The sequence below is a fragment of the Plantactinospora endophytica genome (assembly GCF_016862915.1).
GTDB lineage: Bacteria > Actinomycetota > Actinomycetes > Mycobacteriales > Micromonosporaceae > Plantactinospora > Plantactinospora endophytica.
Map to the genome: position 1 here is coordinate 87,161 of NZ_BONW01000034.1, position 15,756 is coordinate 102,916.

Annotated in this window: 11 protein-coding genes and 1 pseudogene; 8 read left to right on the forward strand and 4 right to left on the reverse strand. The window is 73.4% G+C overall.

Translation table 11 applies throughout. The features are described from left to right. Positions 1-50 precede the first annotated feature (50 nt). The 3 genes from Pen02_RS30465 to Pen02_RS30475 all read left to right on the forward strand — a co-directional run bounded on the left by Pen02_RS30465 (position 51) and on the right by Pen02_RS30475 (position 2,514). Entirely contained in the window at positions 51-563 is a 513-nt protein-coding gene (locus Pen02_RS30465; protein WP_203869585.1) for a GNAT family N-acetyltransferase, read from the forward strand. Positions 564-607: 44 nt separating this feature from the next. Continuing rightward, positions 608-1,135, forward strand: coding sequence for a DinB family protein (locus Pen02_RS30470; protein ID WP_203869586.1), 528 nt, complete (start codon positions 608-610; stop codon positions 1,133-1,135). 152 nt (positions 1,136-1,287) lie between these two features. Beyond that, positions 1,288-2,514 carry an LPXTG cell wall anchor domain-containing protein gene (locus Pen02_RS30475; RefSeq protein ID WP_203869587.1) on the forward strand — a complete coding sequence of 409 codons (1,227 nt, stop codon included), beginning with the start codon at positions 1,288-1,290 and terminating at the stop codon, positions 2,512-2,514. 127 nt (positions 2,515-2,641) lie between these two features. Here Pen02_RS30475 and Pen02_RS30480 read toward each other — a convergent pair whose 3' ends face one another. Beyond that, entirely contained in the window at positions 2,642-3,472 is an 831-nt protein-coding gene (locus Pen02_RS30480; protein ID WP_443678488.1) for a helix-turn-helix domain-containing protein, read from the reverse strand. A 187-nt stretch (positions 3,473-3,659) separates the two neighbouring features. On the opposite strand from Pen02_RS30480, the gene Pen02_RS30485 reads away from it, so the two are divergent. Together Pen02_RS30485 and Pen02_RS30490 are read left to right on the forward strand one after the other, a co-directional pair. Continuing rightward, entirely contained in the window at positions 3,660-4,733 is a 1,074-nt protein-coding gene (locus tag Pen02_RS30485; protein ID WP_275413625.1) for an FAD-dependent oxidoreductase, read from the forward strand. Between the two features lie 131 nt (positions 4,734-4,864). Continuing rightward, positions 4,865-5,326, forward strand: coding sequence for an LURP-one-related/scramblase family protein (locus tag Pen02_RS30490; RefSeq protein ID WP_203869590.1), 462 nt, complete (start codon positions 4,865-4,867; stop codon positions 5,324-5,326). A gap of 26 nt (positions 5,327-5,352) precedes the next feature. On the opposite strand, the pseudogene Pen02_RS43095 reads toward Pen02_RS30490, so the two are convergent. Then, a pseudogene (locus Pen02_RS43095) lies at positions 5,353-5,646 on the reverse strand (beta-ketoacyl synthase N-terminal-like domain-containing protein); the annotation flags it as partial. Positions 5,647-6,035: 389 nt separating this feature from the next. On the opposite strand from Pen02_RS43095, the gene Pen02_RS30500 reads away from it, so the two are divergent. Both Pen02_RS30500 and Pen02_RS30505 read left to right on the forward strand, forming a co-directional pair. Further along, positions 6,036-7,112 carry a LacI family DNA-binding transcriptional regulator gene (locus Pen02_RS30500; protein ID WP_203869591.1) on the forward strand — a complete coding sequence of 359 codons (1,077 nt, stop codon included), beginning with the start codon at positions 6,036-6,038 and terminating at the stop codon, positions 7,110-7,112. A gap of 239 nt (positions 7,113-7,351) precedes the next feature. Then, the gene (locus Pen02_RS30505) at positions 7,352-7,663 is read left to right on the forward strand and encodes a hypothetical protein (protein ID WP_203869592.1); all 312 of its coding nucleotides are present in this window, start codon (positions 7,352-7,354) and stop codon (positions 7,661-7,663) included. Positions 7,664-7,726: 63 nt separating this feature from the next. Here Pen02_RS30505 and Pen02_RS30510 read toward each other — a convergent pair whose 3' ends face one another. Next, the gene (locus Pen02_RS30510) at positions 7,727-11,083 is read right to left on the reverse strand and encodes an AfsR/SARP family transcriptional regulator (RefSeq protein WP_203869593.1); all 3,357 of its coding nucleotides are present in this window, start codon (positions 11,081-11,083) and stop codon (positions 7,727-7,729) included. Positions 11,084-11,390: 307 nt separating this feature from the next. Between Pen02_RS30510 and Pen02_RS30515 the strand changes: the two genes are divergently transcribed. Then, the gene (locus Pen02_RS30515; RefSeq protein WP_203869594.1) at positions 11,391-12,266 is read left to right on the forward strand and encodes a hypothetical protein; all 876 of its coding nucleotides are present in this window, start codon (positions 11,391-11,393) and stop codon (positions 12,264-12,266) included. Positions 12,267-12,476: 210 nt separating this feature from the next. On the opposite strand, the gene Pen02_RS30520 is transcribed toward Pen02_RS30515, so the two are convergent. Continuing rightward, positions 12,477-15,614, reverse strand: coding sequence for an AfsR/SARP family transcriptional regulator (locus Pen02_RS30520; RefSeq protein ID WP_203869595.1), 3,138 nt, complete (start codon positions 15,612-15,614; stop codon positions 12,477-12,479). Positions 15,615-15,756 lie beyond the last annotated feature (142 nt).

A 15,756-nucleotide genomic window follows, 5' to 3' on the forward strand; every position in this document is an offset into this window, starting at 1 on the left:
GCGCAAGGTCGCGCACCGGCGCCTCCTGACACTCCTGTTACCCTCGCCCGATGCCGGAGATCGCGCTGCGTCCCGCCGTCGCCGACGACGCCGAGGCGGTGTCGGCGATCTGGCTGGCCGGCTGGCGCGACGGGCACCTCGGGCACGTACCGGAGGCGCTCGTCGCGGTCCGTACGCCGGAGTCGTTCCGATCCCGTGCGGCGCAGCGCGTCGGCGACACGGTGGTGGCGGTCGCCGGACCCGAACGCCGGGTCGTGGGCTTCGTGATGGTGGTCGGCGACGAGGTCGAGCAGGTGTACGTCGACCGGGCCGAGCGCGGTACCGGCGTCGCGGGCCTGCTGCTCGGCGAGGCCGAACGGCTGGTCGCCGCCGCCGGCCACCGGCGGGCCTGGCTGGCGGTCGCCCCCGGCAACGCCCGCGCCCGACGGTTCTACGAGCGGTCCGGGTGGGCCGACGACGGGGTGTTCGACTATCCGGCCGCCGTCGCGGGCGAGACGATGCCGGTGCCCTGCCACCGCTACGGCAAGCCGCTCGGCCCGCGCCCCGAGGCCGACGGCGGCTGAAATAACCATTCGCCCGACGGATTCCGCAATGCGAGGATCGCGCGGTGCCCGCATCCCGTTGTGACCTACTCCGATGGCAGTTCGACCTGACCTGGTCGCTCTGTGAATACCACCTCGAACGACTGGCGCCCGCCCACCTCCTGTGGGAGCCCGCCGCACACTCCTGGACCGTACGCCCCGACGGCGCCGGCCGGTGGACGCCGGACTGGTCGGACACCGAGCCCGAGCCGGTCCCGGTCCCCACGGTCGGCTGGCTCACCTGGCACATCGGCTGGTGGTGGAGTGTGACCATCGACCACGCCCGGGGGCGGACCCCACGCGACCGTACCGAGGTCGGCTGGCCCGGCGACCTGGACACGACGATCGCCTGGCTGCGTGACCTCCGTACCGAGTGGCTGTCGGTGCTCGACGGGATGACCGAGGCCGACCTCGACCGGACCGCGCCGTTTCCGTGGCAGGACGATCCGGCACACACCGTCGCGCACATGGTGGCCTGGGTCAACGCCGAGCTGATGAAGAACGTCGCCGAACTCGGCCAGCTCCGGCTGCTGCACGACGCGCGGTCGGACTGACGCTGTCCCAGCAGGACGGTCCATAGGGAACAGTCTGCTCCGGACGATCACCCCGGCCCGTCTTTCCGCAGGAAAACGGCTCTTGACTCGGCTCAGTATGGTGTCCGAGTCCTGAGCAAGATCGGCGGAAATGATGGTTGTGAGGTAGGTAGATGCGGGGATTCCGAATTGCGGCGGCGATCGCGCTCGCGGCCGGCGGCCTTGCCGTCGGCGCCAGCCCGGCCAGCGCCGCGGCGGATACCACGGCACCGGTACTGGGCGACATCACGGTCACCCACGAAACGGTCGCGGTGGCCGGCCTGGACCTGGTCCCGGTGACCATCGCGGTCGAGCTGACCGACGAGTCCGGGGTGAAGGTGGTCGACGAGTCCGGGGAGATGCGTCCCGGCATCGTGCTGAGCCGGGAGGGTGGCCCCACACCCGCCGACCGTGGAATATCGGCGGCCGACCTGAAGCTCACCTCCGGTACCGAGAAGGACGGGGTGTGGAGCGCGACCGTCCACGTACCGTCCACCTGGGACGGACGGTGGCAACTGAGCCAGGTCATCGCCGTCGACACGGTCGGCAACCGTCTCGACGTCGACCCCCGCACCGTCGGCAAGACCCGGACCCTCCAGGTCGACGGCACCAACCTGCCGGCGGTGACGCTGCGGTTCACGCCCGACCCGGTGGTCGGCAACGGCCCGCTGACGATCGAGGGACGGTTCCACTACACCGACACCGGCGAGGGCATCGCCAACCAGCCGATCCTGCTCGGCGTCGAAGGGGGCTGCGTCGAGGGCCGGGCGAAGCCGAACCTCACCACCCGGGCCGACGGCACCTTCTCGAAGGTGGAGTCCGCGCCGAGCCGCCTCACGTACTGCGTCGGCATCCTCCGGCCGCCGACCAAGGAGCACCAGAACGACTTCATCGTCATCACGTCCGAGGTACCCCGGATCAAGCCGGCGGTCACCGTCGCCGCCAGCGAGACCACTGTCGCGCCCGGCACGAAGGTCACCTTCACCGGCACCGCGGTGCCGGCGGTCGCCAGCAAGGCGGAGCTTCAGGTGCAGGAGGACAGCACCTGGCGGACCGTCGACAGCGGCGACCTTGAGTCGCTCACCCGGTTCACCCTGGACGCCACGCAGCAGGAGGTCGGGACCTACCGCTACCGGGTCGTCGTACCCGACGACGATCCCGACCTGGTGGGCATCTCGGAGACGATCACCGTCGAGGTGACCGAGTCCGGCGGTGGCGGCGCCGGCGGCGGAACCCTGCCGATCACCGGCGCGCCGCTGTCGGCCCTGCTGATCGGTGGGGCGGTGCTGCTCGTCGGTGGCGCCGGCCTCGTCGTGGCCGGGCGACGGCGTCGCGCACCGGTGACGGCGAGCGAAGACTGATCCACCCGGGTCGGGGTCCGGAACGAACCGGTCCCCGACCCGGCATCGTCGTCCGGCCCCGGGTCGGGCAACGACGGCCGGATGGCGGTCGGCCGGCTCCAGGTCGGGGGCCGGCGCGGAGGGATGGTCAGCCGGACACCACGCGCAGGCCGTGTGGGCGGTGGTGCAGGCCGTGGAGGGCGGCTCCGGTCGCGGCGTCGGCGGGCAGGTAGACGATCAGCCGCTGGTCGTCCTCGGCGGACAGGTCGAGCATCTCGTACGCCAGGCGCAGTTCACCCACCTCCGGCTGCACCCACCGCACGATGCCGCTGGACCTCGGTAACCCCGGCACCGTGCCGACCCGGCCCACGAACGCGTCACCGGCGCTCCGGGTCAACTCGTCGGCAAGACCCGCCACGTGCCGGTCCGCCCGGAACGGGCCCTGCTTGAGCAGCGCCACCTGCTCGTCGGCAACATGGTCCCAGTCGGGGTACGCGGTCCTCGCCCGCTCGTCCGTGAAGACGTACCAGGCGAAGTTCGGCATCGGCGCGTCCAGCAGGCCGATCGGTCCCGCCAGCCGCTCGAAGCCGGCCGTCCGGCCGACGATCTCGTTCAGCCGGTTGAGCAGGATGGCCGGGGTCGGCTCCAGCCGCTCCAACAGTGCCCGCACGGTCGGGCGTACGTCCCGGCCGGGAACGGCGTCGCCCATGCAACTGAAACCACTGCCGGACGCCTTGCTGAGCCGGTACAGGTGGACCCGCTGGCTCGGGGTCAGCCGCAGCGCCTCGCCGAGAGCGGAGAGCACCTGCGGGGACGGGTGCCGGTCGCGGCCCTGTTCGAGTCGGGTGAGGTATTCCACGCTGACTCCGGCGAGCATCGCCACCTCGGACCGGCGCAGCCCCGACGTACGCCGCCGGGGCCCGGCCGGCAGTCCCACCTCGGCCGGAGTGATCGCCGCCCGGCGGCCCCGGAGGAACATCCCCAGCTCGTTCTCGCTCACTTTCCGAACCTAACAGCCGTACGGCGCCCCGATGGTGTCCCTGTCCCTACCACCATCGGCCCGGCCTTCCTGCCATCCGCCCCGGCTCGCAGAGTCGACACCGTGAGGGGCTGCGGAGACGATCGCGGCCCCGTTCCTCGGAGGGTGTGCTGTGGCTTCCACTGTGGTGGTAATTGGCGGCGGATACGGCGGAATCAGCGTGGCGAAAGCGCTCGACGACATCGCCGACGTCGTCCTGGTCGAGCCTCGGGAGACGTTCGTGCACAACGTCGCCGCGTTGCGGGCGGCCGTCGACCCGGACTGGACCGAGCGGATCTTCATCCCGTACGACGGTCTGCTGACCCGTGGCACGGTGCTCCGGGACAGTGCGGTCCGGGTCCGGCCGACCGCCGTGGAGCTCCGCTCGGGTACCCGGATCGTGGCCGACTACATCGTGCTGGCCACCGGCACGAGATCTCCGTACCCGGCGAAGCTCGACGTCGAGCAGGCCGCGGACGGCGCGGCCAAGCTCCGGGCCACCCGGGCGGAGTTGGCCCGCGCCGACCGGGTGTTGCTGCTCGGCGCCGGGCCGGTGGGGCTGGAGTTCGCCGGAGAGATCAAGTCGGCCTGGCCGGACAAGGCCGTCACGGTGGTCGACCCGGCCGCCGACCTGGTCTCCGGCCGGTTCCCGGACGAGTTCCGCGCCGAACTGCGGCGCCAACTCGGCGAGTTGGGTGTGGAACTGGTGCTCGGCACGTCGCTGCGCGAACTGCCGGGCACCGATCCCGGCCGGACCGGCGGTTTCACCGTGACGACCGGGTCCGGGGTCGAGATCACCGCCGACATCTGGTTCCCCTGCTACGGCGCAGCCATCGACACCGACTACCTCGGCCCGGAGTTGCGCCCGGCCCGCCGCGCCGACGGGCGTATCACGGTCACCACGGACCTGCGACTTCCCGGCCAGCACACCGTCTTCGCCGTCGGCGACGTCACCGCGCTGCCCGAGTTGAAGATGGCCCGGGCCGCGCAGGCCCACGCCCAGGTGGTGGCCGAGAACATCCGCACGTTGCTCCAGGGCGGCGGCACCCTGGCCAGCTACCGGCCGGAGGAGGACGCCATCGTGCTGCCGCTCGGCCCGAAGGGCGGCGTCACCTACGCCTCCGAGGTCGGCGTACTGGGCGCCGGTCCGAGCGCGGATCTCAAGGGCGGCCTCTTCCTCGACATGTACCTCGAACTGCTCGGCGCGGTCGTCGCGCGTTGACCGACCGGGCTCGGATCGCTCTCGACATGTACCTCGAGCTGCTCGGCGCGGTCGTCCCGCGTTGACCGACCGGGCTCGGATCCGTGCGGAGCCAGCGGGGTCGTCTTGCCCGACCCGGTTAACCTGGCGGAATGCTGAAGGCCCGCAAGCTGACGGTCTGGCGCAGCCGTTACGAGGTCACGGTCCGGGGCCGGGTGGTGACGACCTGGGACGACGCGTTCTGGCGCAGCGGTGGTGAATTCGAGCTGGACGGCCAGCACTACCAGGTGCGGGGCAACGCCTGGGGGAACCGCTACCGGATGCTCGACGCGGCGGGCGGAATCGTCGCCTCGGCGGACCGGGTCGGCCGCAAGCGATGGACGGTGCAGGCCGCCGAGCAGACGTACCACTTCCAACGGGTCTCGTTCTTCGGCAGTGAGCAGGAGTTGCACGCCGGCGGGCGCCGGGTCGGGTCGGTGCGGCGGACCAGCTTCTGGCGCGGGGACGTCGTCGCCGACCTGCCCGGCCTGCCACTGCCGGTGCAGATCTTCGTCCTCGGCGTCGTCATCACGATGTGGAACCAGCAGTCCGCCGCAGCCGCCGCGTCGAGCTGAAGCCGATCCGGCGTACCCCGCCGGGCGGCCGAGTCGGCGTCCCGGGGATCGTCGGGCCGGCGCAGGTACCCGTGGCGCCACCGGGCGGGCGACACCCGCCCGGTGGCCACCCGTCCGTCCCGGATCGGTCTCCGGAACGCGTCGATATCGTCCGCACCTGGGAAACGACATCCCATCCCCACGACGGCGATAGCCGAACGAGCCCCCGATGTCACCGCTCCAGTAGACCCGGTACGCCTTTCATCCGGCTTACATCCCGACGTCCCGACACCCCGACGACCGCGCCACCCGACCCATTCCCGGGCACCTGGCCTGGTCACCCGGCAGCCCGATCGGGGGTCACGCGGTCAGGGGTCGGGGCGGATCGGCGCTGTGGTGGTCGCGCGACGTCGGGCACAGGGCCAGCGTCAGCCGCTGTCGCGCCCGGCTCCGGTCGACTCAATCGGCAGCCAGACCCGCACGATCATCGTCAACATCTCCCCCACTCGTACTGCGCGGTCGGGCAGGCGACCGGGGCGGCGCTGACCAGGCCCGGCCGGACCGCACGCGGCATGTCCGGGTGAGCGAGTTCCGAAAACCTTTTCGGAAGATAGCGAGCGGTTCACCCGACTGTCAACCCTTCCCGCGAAGGGGCAAAGTACGCCGAAGTCGGCCTAGACTAGAATCCTGATTGCTCGGCCTTTTCGAAAAGCGGTCCGAAAGGATTTCGGTGGTCAGACAACGTTCCCAATCAGTCACCCTGAGCGACGTGGCGCGACGGGCCGGGGTCTCGGTGGCCACCGCCTCCAAGGCACTCAACGCGCGCGACGAGGTCGCCCCGGCCACCCGCCGCCGGGTGTTGGAGGCGGCCGAGGAACTGTCCTTCCACCCCAACGCACTGGCCAAGGGGTTGATCTCGGGGCGTACCCGGACGATCGGTCTGCTCACCGACGAACTCGGCGAACGATTCGCCTTCCCCGTGCTGCTCGGCATCGAGAACGCACTCGGCAACGAGCAGATGTGCGTACTGCTCTGCGACGCCCGGGGCGACGTCATCCGGCGCCGGCACTACATCCGTACCCTGTTGGCCCGGCAGGTGGACGGCTTCATCATCCTGGGCGACTCGAACGACATCCGTCCCTCGCTCACCCAGGACATCCCGGTCCCGGTGGTCTACGTCTACGGCGAGTCGGACGACCCGAAGGACCTCTCCGTGCTCGCCGACGACGCCGGTGGCGCCCGGCTCGCGGTAGAGCACCTCGTCTCACTCGGCCGGCGCCGGATCGGGCACATCACCGGCCCGGAGACCTACCGGGCCGCCCGCGACCGGGTGACCGGCCTACACTCGGTACTCGCCGAGGCCGGACTGCCGCTGGCCGGCGGTGACCCGCTCTACGGCGAGTGGTCCCAGCGCTGGGGCAGGCATGCCGGCCGGATGCTGCTCACCGCCGATCCGGACATCGACGCGGTCTTCTGCGGCAACGACCAGATCGCCACCGGCGTCGCCGAGACACTGCTCGACCTCGGCCGCCGGATCCCGGACGACGTGGCGATCGTCGGGTACGACAACTGGGAGGTCTTCGCCGCCGACTGCCGACCGCCGCTGACCACCGTGGACCTGAACCTGCAACAGCTCGGCGCGACGGCGGTCAAGCAGCTCTTCGCCGCGCTGGACGGCGAACGGGCCGCCGGGGTGATCCGGCAGCCCTGCCGGCTGGTCGTCCGGGAGTCGACCGGCCCGGTCGCCTCGCTCGGCGCCGCCCGTGGCGCCCGAACCGACGTGATCCCACGGACTGTACCGACGTGATCCCACGGACGGACGGCGTTTCACGGACCGACGGCGCCCCACGGGCTGACGGGATCACCCGGGCGAACGGGGTTGCCCGGGCCAACGGGATCACTCGGGCCGACGGGGGTTGCCCGGGCCGATCGCGGGTAATCCGGGCGGCTGCCGCCGGCCGGTGCGGGCGGCGAAAACCGACAACCGCCGGACCCCCTCGCACCCCTGGGGCATGCTCAGGTGGTGGACGGCGGAGGGAATACGGCGTGAAGAACTACGACGACGACTGGACGGACGACCAGCGCGCGCTGTACGACGAGTGCTACGACCTGGGCGAGTCCTGGGCCGGTGATCCGGAGACCGACGCCGAGCAGCTCCAGGACGTGATCAACCTCGCCGAGGCCGACGAGGACGAGCTGGCCGACGTCGATCTCAGCTATCCTCCGCTGATCGACGCGGTGGCCGAGGCGACCGGGGAACAGGTGACCAGCGTGACCGCGGATCGGGACGACCCGGCGTTCCGGGGCTTCGTCGACGGTGCACGACAGGGCGCCGAGGAGGACGTCTTCGGCCTCTGATCCGGCGACAGCCGCTGGCCGTGGCGGAGGAGGTCGTCATGCAGGCGTCTGCCGGCGGCGGGATCAGCGCGGCAGCCGGGCCGGCACGCCGAGCATCGCCATCGCCCGGTGGTAGCGCCGGTACGCCTCGTCCGCCTCGCCGTACCGGCCGACAGTGCTCAGTACGGAGATCAGCTCCTCGTGCGTCCGCTCGTCGTACGGGTCGATCTCCAGCGCCCGCCGCAACTGGTACGCCGCCTGCTCCGGGTCGCCCCGGTGCCGGGCCAGCTCGGCCAGGGTACGGACCACCCGTAGGTGGAGTCGGCGCATCTCCTCCCGCACCGGCACCGCCCAGTCGTCGTACGGGTCGTCGACCAGGAAGTCCCCCTGGTAGCGCTGCTCGGCCAGGGCCAGTACGTCCTGCGCCGAACCGCGCTCCCCCCGCTCGTACCGGCGCAGCCCGAGCAGCGCCTCGGCCTGGAACAGCTCCACATCGAGTTCAACGTGCGTGACGTCCAGCGCCAGGCTGGCCCGTTCCGCGACGACGTACCGGTCGAGCGGGCCGTGCCGGTCCGGGTCCAGCACGCCACGCAACAACGAGAGCAGGACGGAAAGCCGGTGCCCGAGCCGCTCCGGCGGCTCCCCCGGCCAGAGCAGTTCACCGAGCTGTTCCCGGGAGACCGGGCGGCCCCGTCGGGCGGCCAGGATCCGGAGCAGGTCCCGGGCCTTGCGGGACTGCCAGGCCGAGGTGGGCAGCGGTCGACCGTCGACGCGTACCTCGAACCGGCCGAGCGTACGCACCGCCACGGTTCCCGCCGCGCTCGCCGGTACCGGAACCACCACCTCCAGCTCGGCGAGCCGGGCGGCGGCGACCTGGGCGTCGATCCGCTCCTCGGAGCCTGGTCCGGACAGCCGGCCGAGTAGTACCCGGACTCGGTCCGCGTCGACCCGCGCCCCGGCCTCCCGCAGGATCGCCCCGGCCTCCACCAGCGCCTGCCGGGCCGACACCGAGTCGTCGGTGGCGGCGGCCCGCAGCCGCAGCGCCTCGGCGAGACCGGCCCGGTCCTGGTGCAGCCGCGCGTGGTCCTCCGCCTCGGTGGCGAGCAGTGCCGCCCGGGGCAGGTCCGGCACTGCGACCGCCACCCAGCCCAGCGCGCACCGGGCCGCACCGCCGTCCGGGCCCCGGGCCAGCCGGACGGCCCGTTCGGCCAGCGCGGTCGCACCGGCCGGATCCGTCCCGGCGGTGACCCGGGCCAGTCCGACCAACGCGGGTACCAGCGCGACGACGTTTCCGGTCGACTCGCTGACCTGCACCGCCTCCTGGTACGCGGCCCGGGCCAGGCTGTCCCGCCCACGCAGCAGGTGCACCCGGCCCAGACCGGTCAACGGCAGCACCACGTACGCCGAGCCGAGCCGGTGGTGCAGCGCCAACGAGCGCTCGTGGTCGGCCACCGCCTCGGCGAGCCGGCCGAGCCGGACCAGCCCGCTGCCCCGGACCGTGAGTGCCAGCGCCAGCACCGCCGGGCACCCGGCGGTCTCGGCCAGCTCCACGGCCTCGTCAGCCAGGGTCACCGCCTCCCGGTAACCGGCCGCGCCGAACCGGCCCACCGCGAGGTTCACCCTCGCCCAGGCGGCCAGCCCGCGATCGCCGGCCGCGTCGGCCAGCCGTACCGCCTCGGCGAGCTGGCCGGCCCCGGCCCCCCGGTCGCCGGCCAGCCGGGCGGTCAGTCCGGCCGCCACCCCGGCGGTCACCAGCGCCTGTGCCGTACGCAGCGCCGCGCCGACCGGCGGACCAGGTGCGGCCGGCGGTACCGGGGTCGGCGAAGACGACGGAATCGGCGGGGACGACGGCCGGGTCGGGACCGGGTGGGCCGGCCGGCCCGCACCCGGCACGGCGGAGGCGGCGGCCAGCGCCCGTCGGGCCCGGTCCTGACCGGTCGCTACGTCGCCGGAGAGCGCGTACGCGCACGCGGCCCAGCCGAGCAGGAGCACCTCGTCGGGGGTCCGACCGGCCCCGGCGGTAGCCCGTTCGAAGATGGCGATCGCGGCCAGCGGCTCGCCACGCATCAGGTGTACCAGGCCGTGCCGCCAGGCCAGTGCCGGACCTGGGCCGCTTCGCCGGCCGGCCTGCGACCGGTACACCTCGATCGCCGACTCCGACTCCCCGGCCATCCGTAGCGCGTCGCCGTGCAACTGGCGCAGTGGTGCCGGGCACCGGGCCACCGGCAGCGCCTCGACGGCGGTACCGACCAGCGCACACTCGCCCTCGGCCAGCAGGCTCGGGCCGTACCGGCGGAGCAGCCGGACGACCGGTTCGACCCGACCGGCAGCCAGGTAGCCGCGTAGGGCCGGTGCCGGCAGTGCGCGGTCGGCGTACCAGTCGGCGGCCCGGTGGTGGAGTGTAGCGGCCTGCTCGGGCGGCAGCGGATAGTGTCGCCGGGCCGCCTCCGCCACCAGCGGGATGGCCGAATACCCGGCCCCGTCCGGCCGCTCCGGACCGAACAGGCCGGCCGTCGCCAGCCAGTGCAGCAGGCTGCCGGCCCGGCGCGGGTTCGAACCGGAGACGAGTTCGGCGTGCACCGGGTCGAGCCGGGCCGCCTGCCGGAGCAACTGTCCGGCCTCGGCGGGCAGCTCCCGGAACACCTCGCCGGCCAGGTACGCCACGGCGGCCACACTGGCGGCGGGGAGCATTGCCGGCCCGGCATCCCGAATCCCGGCATCCCGAATCCCGAAGTCTCGACTTCCGGAGTCCCAACTTCCGGAGCCCCGAATCCCGGCGTCCCGAATCGCGGCGTCCCGGCTTTCGGCGTCCCGGCTTTCGGCGTCCCGGAGGGCACCGGCGACCAGGTGCACCAGCATCGGCCAGCCGCCGGTGGCCCGGTGCACCGTCCTGGCCAGCGCCGGATCCGGCAGGTCGTAGCGGTCCCGCAGCAAGGTGAGCACGTCCCGCCGGGACAGCGCGAGGTCCACCGGGCCGAGCAGGCCCAGGTCGCCCCGGCGCAACCCGGCGGCGACCATTGCCGCTCCGGGCGGGCAACGGGTGATCACCACCAGGCGGCTCCGATCGGGCAACCGGTGCGCCGCCGCCAGCAGCGCACGCAGCCGCGCCGGAGGCAGCGGGTCGACGTCGTCGAGCACCAGCCACCGGTCGTCACCGGCAGGCTCGTCGATGGCCCCGGCCAGCCGACCGAGGTCGACGTCGGCCGGGACGTCACCGGAGCCGCCGAGCGCCGCCGTCCACTCCGCGCCGGAGTACCAACGGCTGGGGACCTGGGCGAGCAGTCGGCGTACCGCCGTCGTCTTGCCGTAGCCGGCCGCCGCCGCGACGAGTACGCAGCGCCAGCCCGCAGACCACGGCTGACTCGGCGGCTGCGGCCGGCGGACCGACGGTTGGCCGGCGTGCGGCGGCCGGCTCGACGGCTGCCGGGGCGGCGAACGCAACCTCCAAGCACCTCCCCGGTAACCGGACCTGACACGGTCGGGGGCGCCGAACGCCAGCATGTCTACACAGAGTGCGCATATACCAGCGAAAAGTCGGAACACCGACACTGCTGTCCCGGCCGACGCCCCCGCTCCCGACGCCCGTCCCACCGCCGCGCCGACCACTCCGGCCGATGCCCGGCCCGGCCGTAGTCCGGCCCTGATCCGGCACTGATCGCACCTGGACGGCACCGTGACGGGGATGACCACGCTGGACCGTGCGCCACCGCCAGATCCGGCGGCGGGCGACGAAGGGAGATCCGCAGCGATGGCTGTCAAGTACACCTGGTGTCGGCGCGGAACCGTGTCGACACTGGCTCTGATCATGGTGGCGGGAACCGTCGGCACCGTCGGTCCGGCCCGGGCAGCCGGGCCCGACAGCCGGGTCGCCGCGCCGGTACGCATCTCCGTCACCAGCGCCACCAACTCGCTCGCGAGCAAGAGCGTCGTGGTCAACTGCCCGGCCGGGCAGCGCGTCCACGGCGCGGGTGGCGAGATCACCGGTGGCGGGGGCAACGTGACCCTGGACGACATCACCCCGAGTCTCACCCTGACCACCGTGCTCGTGACCGGCGTCGAGAACGGCGCCTACGCCGGCAACTGGAACGTGACCGGCTATGCCATCTGCGGCGTCGACACGCTCAACCTGCAACGCGTGCACTTCACCGGGCCGGCCAACTCCGTCACGCCGAAGTCGGTCTTCGCCGGCTGCCCGTCCGGACTGCGCCTCTACGGTCTCGGCGCCGAACTCAACGGGGCGAGCGGCAACGTCTTCCTCGACGACCTCACCCCGAACGCGGCGCTGACCGGGGCGACGCTGACCGGGTACGAGAACGGTGCCTTCGCCGGCAACTGGAGCGTCACCGGGTTCGCGATCTGCGGCAACCCGTCGGCCAACATGGTCCGGCAGGCCGTCACCAGTGCCGCCGCCTCGCCGGTGGCGGCCTCGGTCACCACGGCCGCCTGTCCGGCCGGTACCCGGGTGCACGGCGTCGGCGCCGAACTCAACGGTGCGCTCGGCGGGGTGGTCATCGACGACCTGCGCCCCAACGTGGGGCTGCCCACCTCCACCGCGACCGGTGCCGAGAACGGGGCGTTCGCCGGCAACTGGACCGTCACGGCGTACGCCATCTGCTCGGCGTGAGACCACCTGGGCCGGGCTGTGCCTCCGCCGCCCTCCGGCCAGCACCGGAGGGCGGCGGTCCACCCGCCGCCCCGGACCTGTCGCCGGACCAAGCGAAGTCAGTCTCCGGCGAGGTGGGTCTCCCGCCAGGTCAGTCTTCGGCCAGGTCAGTCTCCGGCCAGGTCAGCCTTCGGCGAGGTCAGCCTTCGGCGGAGTCAGTCATCGGCGGAGTCAGTCATCGGCGGAGTCGTCTCTCGCGAGCGTCCGGAGCCGGTCGGTTGCCGCGCCCACCAGTCGCCGGTCCGTCGGATGGGCGGCGGCGAGGGCGTCCCGGTACCAGCCCCGGGCGGTGTCGACGTCCTGGGCCGCCTCGGCGAGCCGGCCGAGCCCGAGGCAGGCCCGGGACCGGATACCCGGGCGCCGCCACGCCGTCAGTTCCTCGGTCAACACACCTTCGAAGAGCCGTCGGGCCCCGGGCAGGTCGCCGTCGAGCTGGGCCAGTTCGCCGAGGCCGACCCGCGCCTCGGCGAGGATCTCCGGCGCACCTGCGGCACGGGCGAGTTCGGACGCGCGGAGGTAGTCGAAGCGAGCCGTCGCCGGATCGGCGGCCAGCAGACTGTGGCCGGCGTGCTGGCAGAGCAGGGTCGCCAGGTCGGCCGGGCAGTCGAGCTGGTCGGCCAGTTCGACCGCCTCGGCGGTGCACGCGACGGCGGTGGCGTACCCGCCGCGCCGCTCGGCGACGGTGCCGAGCGCGGAGAGGGCGAGTGCGGTACCCCAGCGCTCGCCGAGTGCCCGGAACCCCCGCAGGGCCCGGTGGAACGCCTGCTCCGCCGCGTCGGCGTCGCCGCCGAACAGCAGACCGTGGCCGATGCCCCACTGTTCCAGCGCCCGGCTCCACGGGTCCAGCTCGACCGGCGGACCGGCCGGAGCGGGCAGCGGCTGCCCGGGGACGGCCGCCCTGCCCCAGAGCATGCCCAGGAACGGGTGCCGGGGCTGCCTGTCCAGGCCGGCGACGATCGCCCCGGCCGCAGCCACCCGGGCCGCCGCGACGACGCTGTCCGGCTGCTTCGCCGCGTCGACGAGCAGGCAGAGGGCGTACTCCTGGGTCAGGCCCTCGGGTGGCCCGGCGGTGAGGCCGGCGAGCAGCTCCGCGGCGAGTACCTCGCAGGTGTGCCGACCGCCGCGCAGCCACCAGTACGGCAGCAGCGCGGCGAACAGCGGCAGCGCGATCCGGGGATCGTCGCGGATGGCCGAGCGGAGCGCGGCGTGCAGGTTGTCCCGTTCGGCGTCGAGCCGGCGCAACGCCTCCAACTGGGTGTCACGGAGCAGCCGGGGTTCGACGGCCCGGGTCAGGTCGAGGAAGTAGTTGGCGTGCGCCACCCGGAGTTGCCGCCGCTGCGTTGGACCGTCGAGCTGGTCGGCGCAGAAGACGCGGATCGTCTCGAGCATCCGGTACCGGAGGTCGTCGCCCGTGACCCGCTCGACCAGCGACCGGTCGGCCAACCCGGCCAGCAGGTCCTCCACCGCCTCGGCGCCGGCGCCGGCGGCGCAGACCTGCCGGGCTGCCTCCGGGCCGAACCCGCCGGAGAAGACACTGAGCCGGCTCGCCAGCCGCCGTTCGGCCGGGTCGAGCAGGTCCCAGCTCCAGGCCACCGCCGCCCGCAGCGTCCGGTGCCGGGGTACCGCCGTCCGACTGCCCCGGGACAGCACCGCGAACCGATCGTCCAGCCGGGCGGCCAGTTCCGCGACCGGCAGCGCACGGATCCTGGCGGCGGCGAGCTCGATCGCCAACGGCAGGCCGTCCAGGGTGCGACAGATCCGGGACACCGTCGCGGCGTTCGCCGCGTCCAGCGTGAAGTCCGGCGCCACCGCGCCGGCCCGGTCCGTGAAGAGGCGGACGGCCGGATAGTCCGCGATCGCGCCGACCTCGGCCTCCGGTGGTGGCGCGGCCAGCGGCGGCACCGGACAGAGCGCCTCGCCGGTGATGCCGAGCGGCTCCCGGCTGGTGGCCAGCACCCGCAGACCCGGACACTCCGTGAGCAGCCGGTGGGCGAGCCCGGCGGCGACGTCCAGTACGTGTTCGCAGTTGTCCAGCAGGAGCAGCAGCCGGTGCTCCGCCAGTGCCGCGACGAGCCGCTCCACCGGTCCGGCGGCGGTCCGGCCGGCCGCCGTCGGAAGGGTCGCGTCCCGCAGGCCGAGCGCGCCGGCCACCGCCTGCGGCACATCGGCCGGCGGTACCGGAGCCAGGTCCACCAGGCAGGCGTCGCCAGGTTCCCGGGACGCGGCCTCGACCGCGAGCCTGGTCTTGCCGGTACCGCCCGGGCCGGTCAGCGTGACCAGCCGGCCCCGGCTGAGCAGCAGACCGATCCGGGCGAGTTCGTCGGCCCGGCCGACCAGGCTGGTCAGCGGGGCGGGCAGGCCCCGGCGCGGCTCCGCCCGGAAGGCGGGATCGGCACGGACCGGCACGTCCCCGGCCGGCACCGGCCCGGCAGCGACGCCGGCCAGCGTCGAATCGGCAGCGCGGTCCGACACGTCCCCGGCCGACACCGAATCGGGTACCACGATCGACAGCGTCGGATCGGCAGCGCGGTCCGACACGTCCCCGGCCGACACCGGACCGGGTACGGCGACCGACAGTGTCGGGTCGGCGGTGAGGATCCGCTGGTGCAGTCGCCGCAGGTCGGCGCCGGGTTCGACGGCGACCTCGTCGACCAACCGGGTACGGAACCGCTGGTAGTGCTCCAGCGCGTCGACCTGTCGCCCGGACCGGTAGAGCGCGAGCATGAACTGGCCGGCCACCCGCTCGTCCCACGGCGACGCGGCGGCGACGCTACCGAGATCGGCGAGCAGTTCGGCGTGCCGGCCGAGCCGAAGTCCCCGGTCGGCGCGGTCCAGCCGGGCGGCCGTCCACTCTCCGTGCAACCGGTCGCGCAGCCCGCCAAGCCAGGGCGTGTCCGGCCCGGCGAGCGGACCCCGCCACAGTCGCAGCGCCTGGTCGAGCAGTTCCAGCGCGACGGCGTCGTCGTCGGTACGCCCGGCCCGGACGACCAGGTTCCGGAACCGGTGCACGTCGACGCAGTCCGGATCGAGCCGCAGCAGGTACCCGCCGGACTGCCGCTCCAGCACCACCCCGGGCGCGACGGCCAGGGCGCTGCGCAGCCGGGACACGTACCCGTACAGGGTGTTCCGGGGACGGCGCGGCAGTCGTACGCCCCAGACCTGGTCGACGAGTTCGTCGTACGGCACCGGCCGGTTCGCCGCCAGCAGCAGCGCGACCAGCAGCGCCCGCTGTCGCGGGTGCCCGATCTCCACGGCCCGGCCGTCGACGAGCGCCTCGGGCTCGCCCAGCACCCGGAACTCGGCCCGCATCCGCTTTCCCGACCTCCCCGTGGTCTCCGCACCCGTCGACACCCCGACCGTGTCCCGGTTCGGAACTCCGCCCTCGCACCGCAAGCGTTCCCGAAGATCTGCCGAAGGTCACCCCGGCACAGTTCATCCCGTCCGTACCGGT

Coding starts and splice junctions, on each gene's coding strand:
- Pen02_RS30490 (WP_203869590.1), top strand. CDS start 4,865: ATGCTGAAGGCCCGCAAGCTGACGGTCTGGCGCAGCCGTTACGAGGTC.
- Pen02_RS30515 (WP_203869594.1), top strand. CDS start 11,391: ATGGCTGTCAAGTACACCTGGTGTCGGCGCGGAACCGTGTCGACACTG.
- Pen02_RS30480 (WP_443678488.1), bottom strand. CDS start 3,472: ATGTTCCTCCGGGGCCGCCGGGCGGCGATCACTCCGGCCGAGGTGGGA.
- Pen02_RS30475 (WP_203869587.1), top strand. CDS start 1,288: ATGCGGGGATTCCGAATTGCGGCGGCGATCGCGCTCGCGGCCGGCGGC.
- Pen02_RS30465 (WP_203869585.1), top strand. CDS start 51: ATGCCGGAGATCGCGCTGCGTCCCGCCGTCGCCGACGACGCCGAGGCG.
- Pen02_RS30520 (WP_203869595.1), bottom strand. CDS start 15,614: ATGCGGGCCGAGTTCCGGGTGCTGGGCGAGCCCGAGGCGCTCGTCGAC.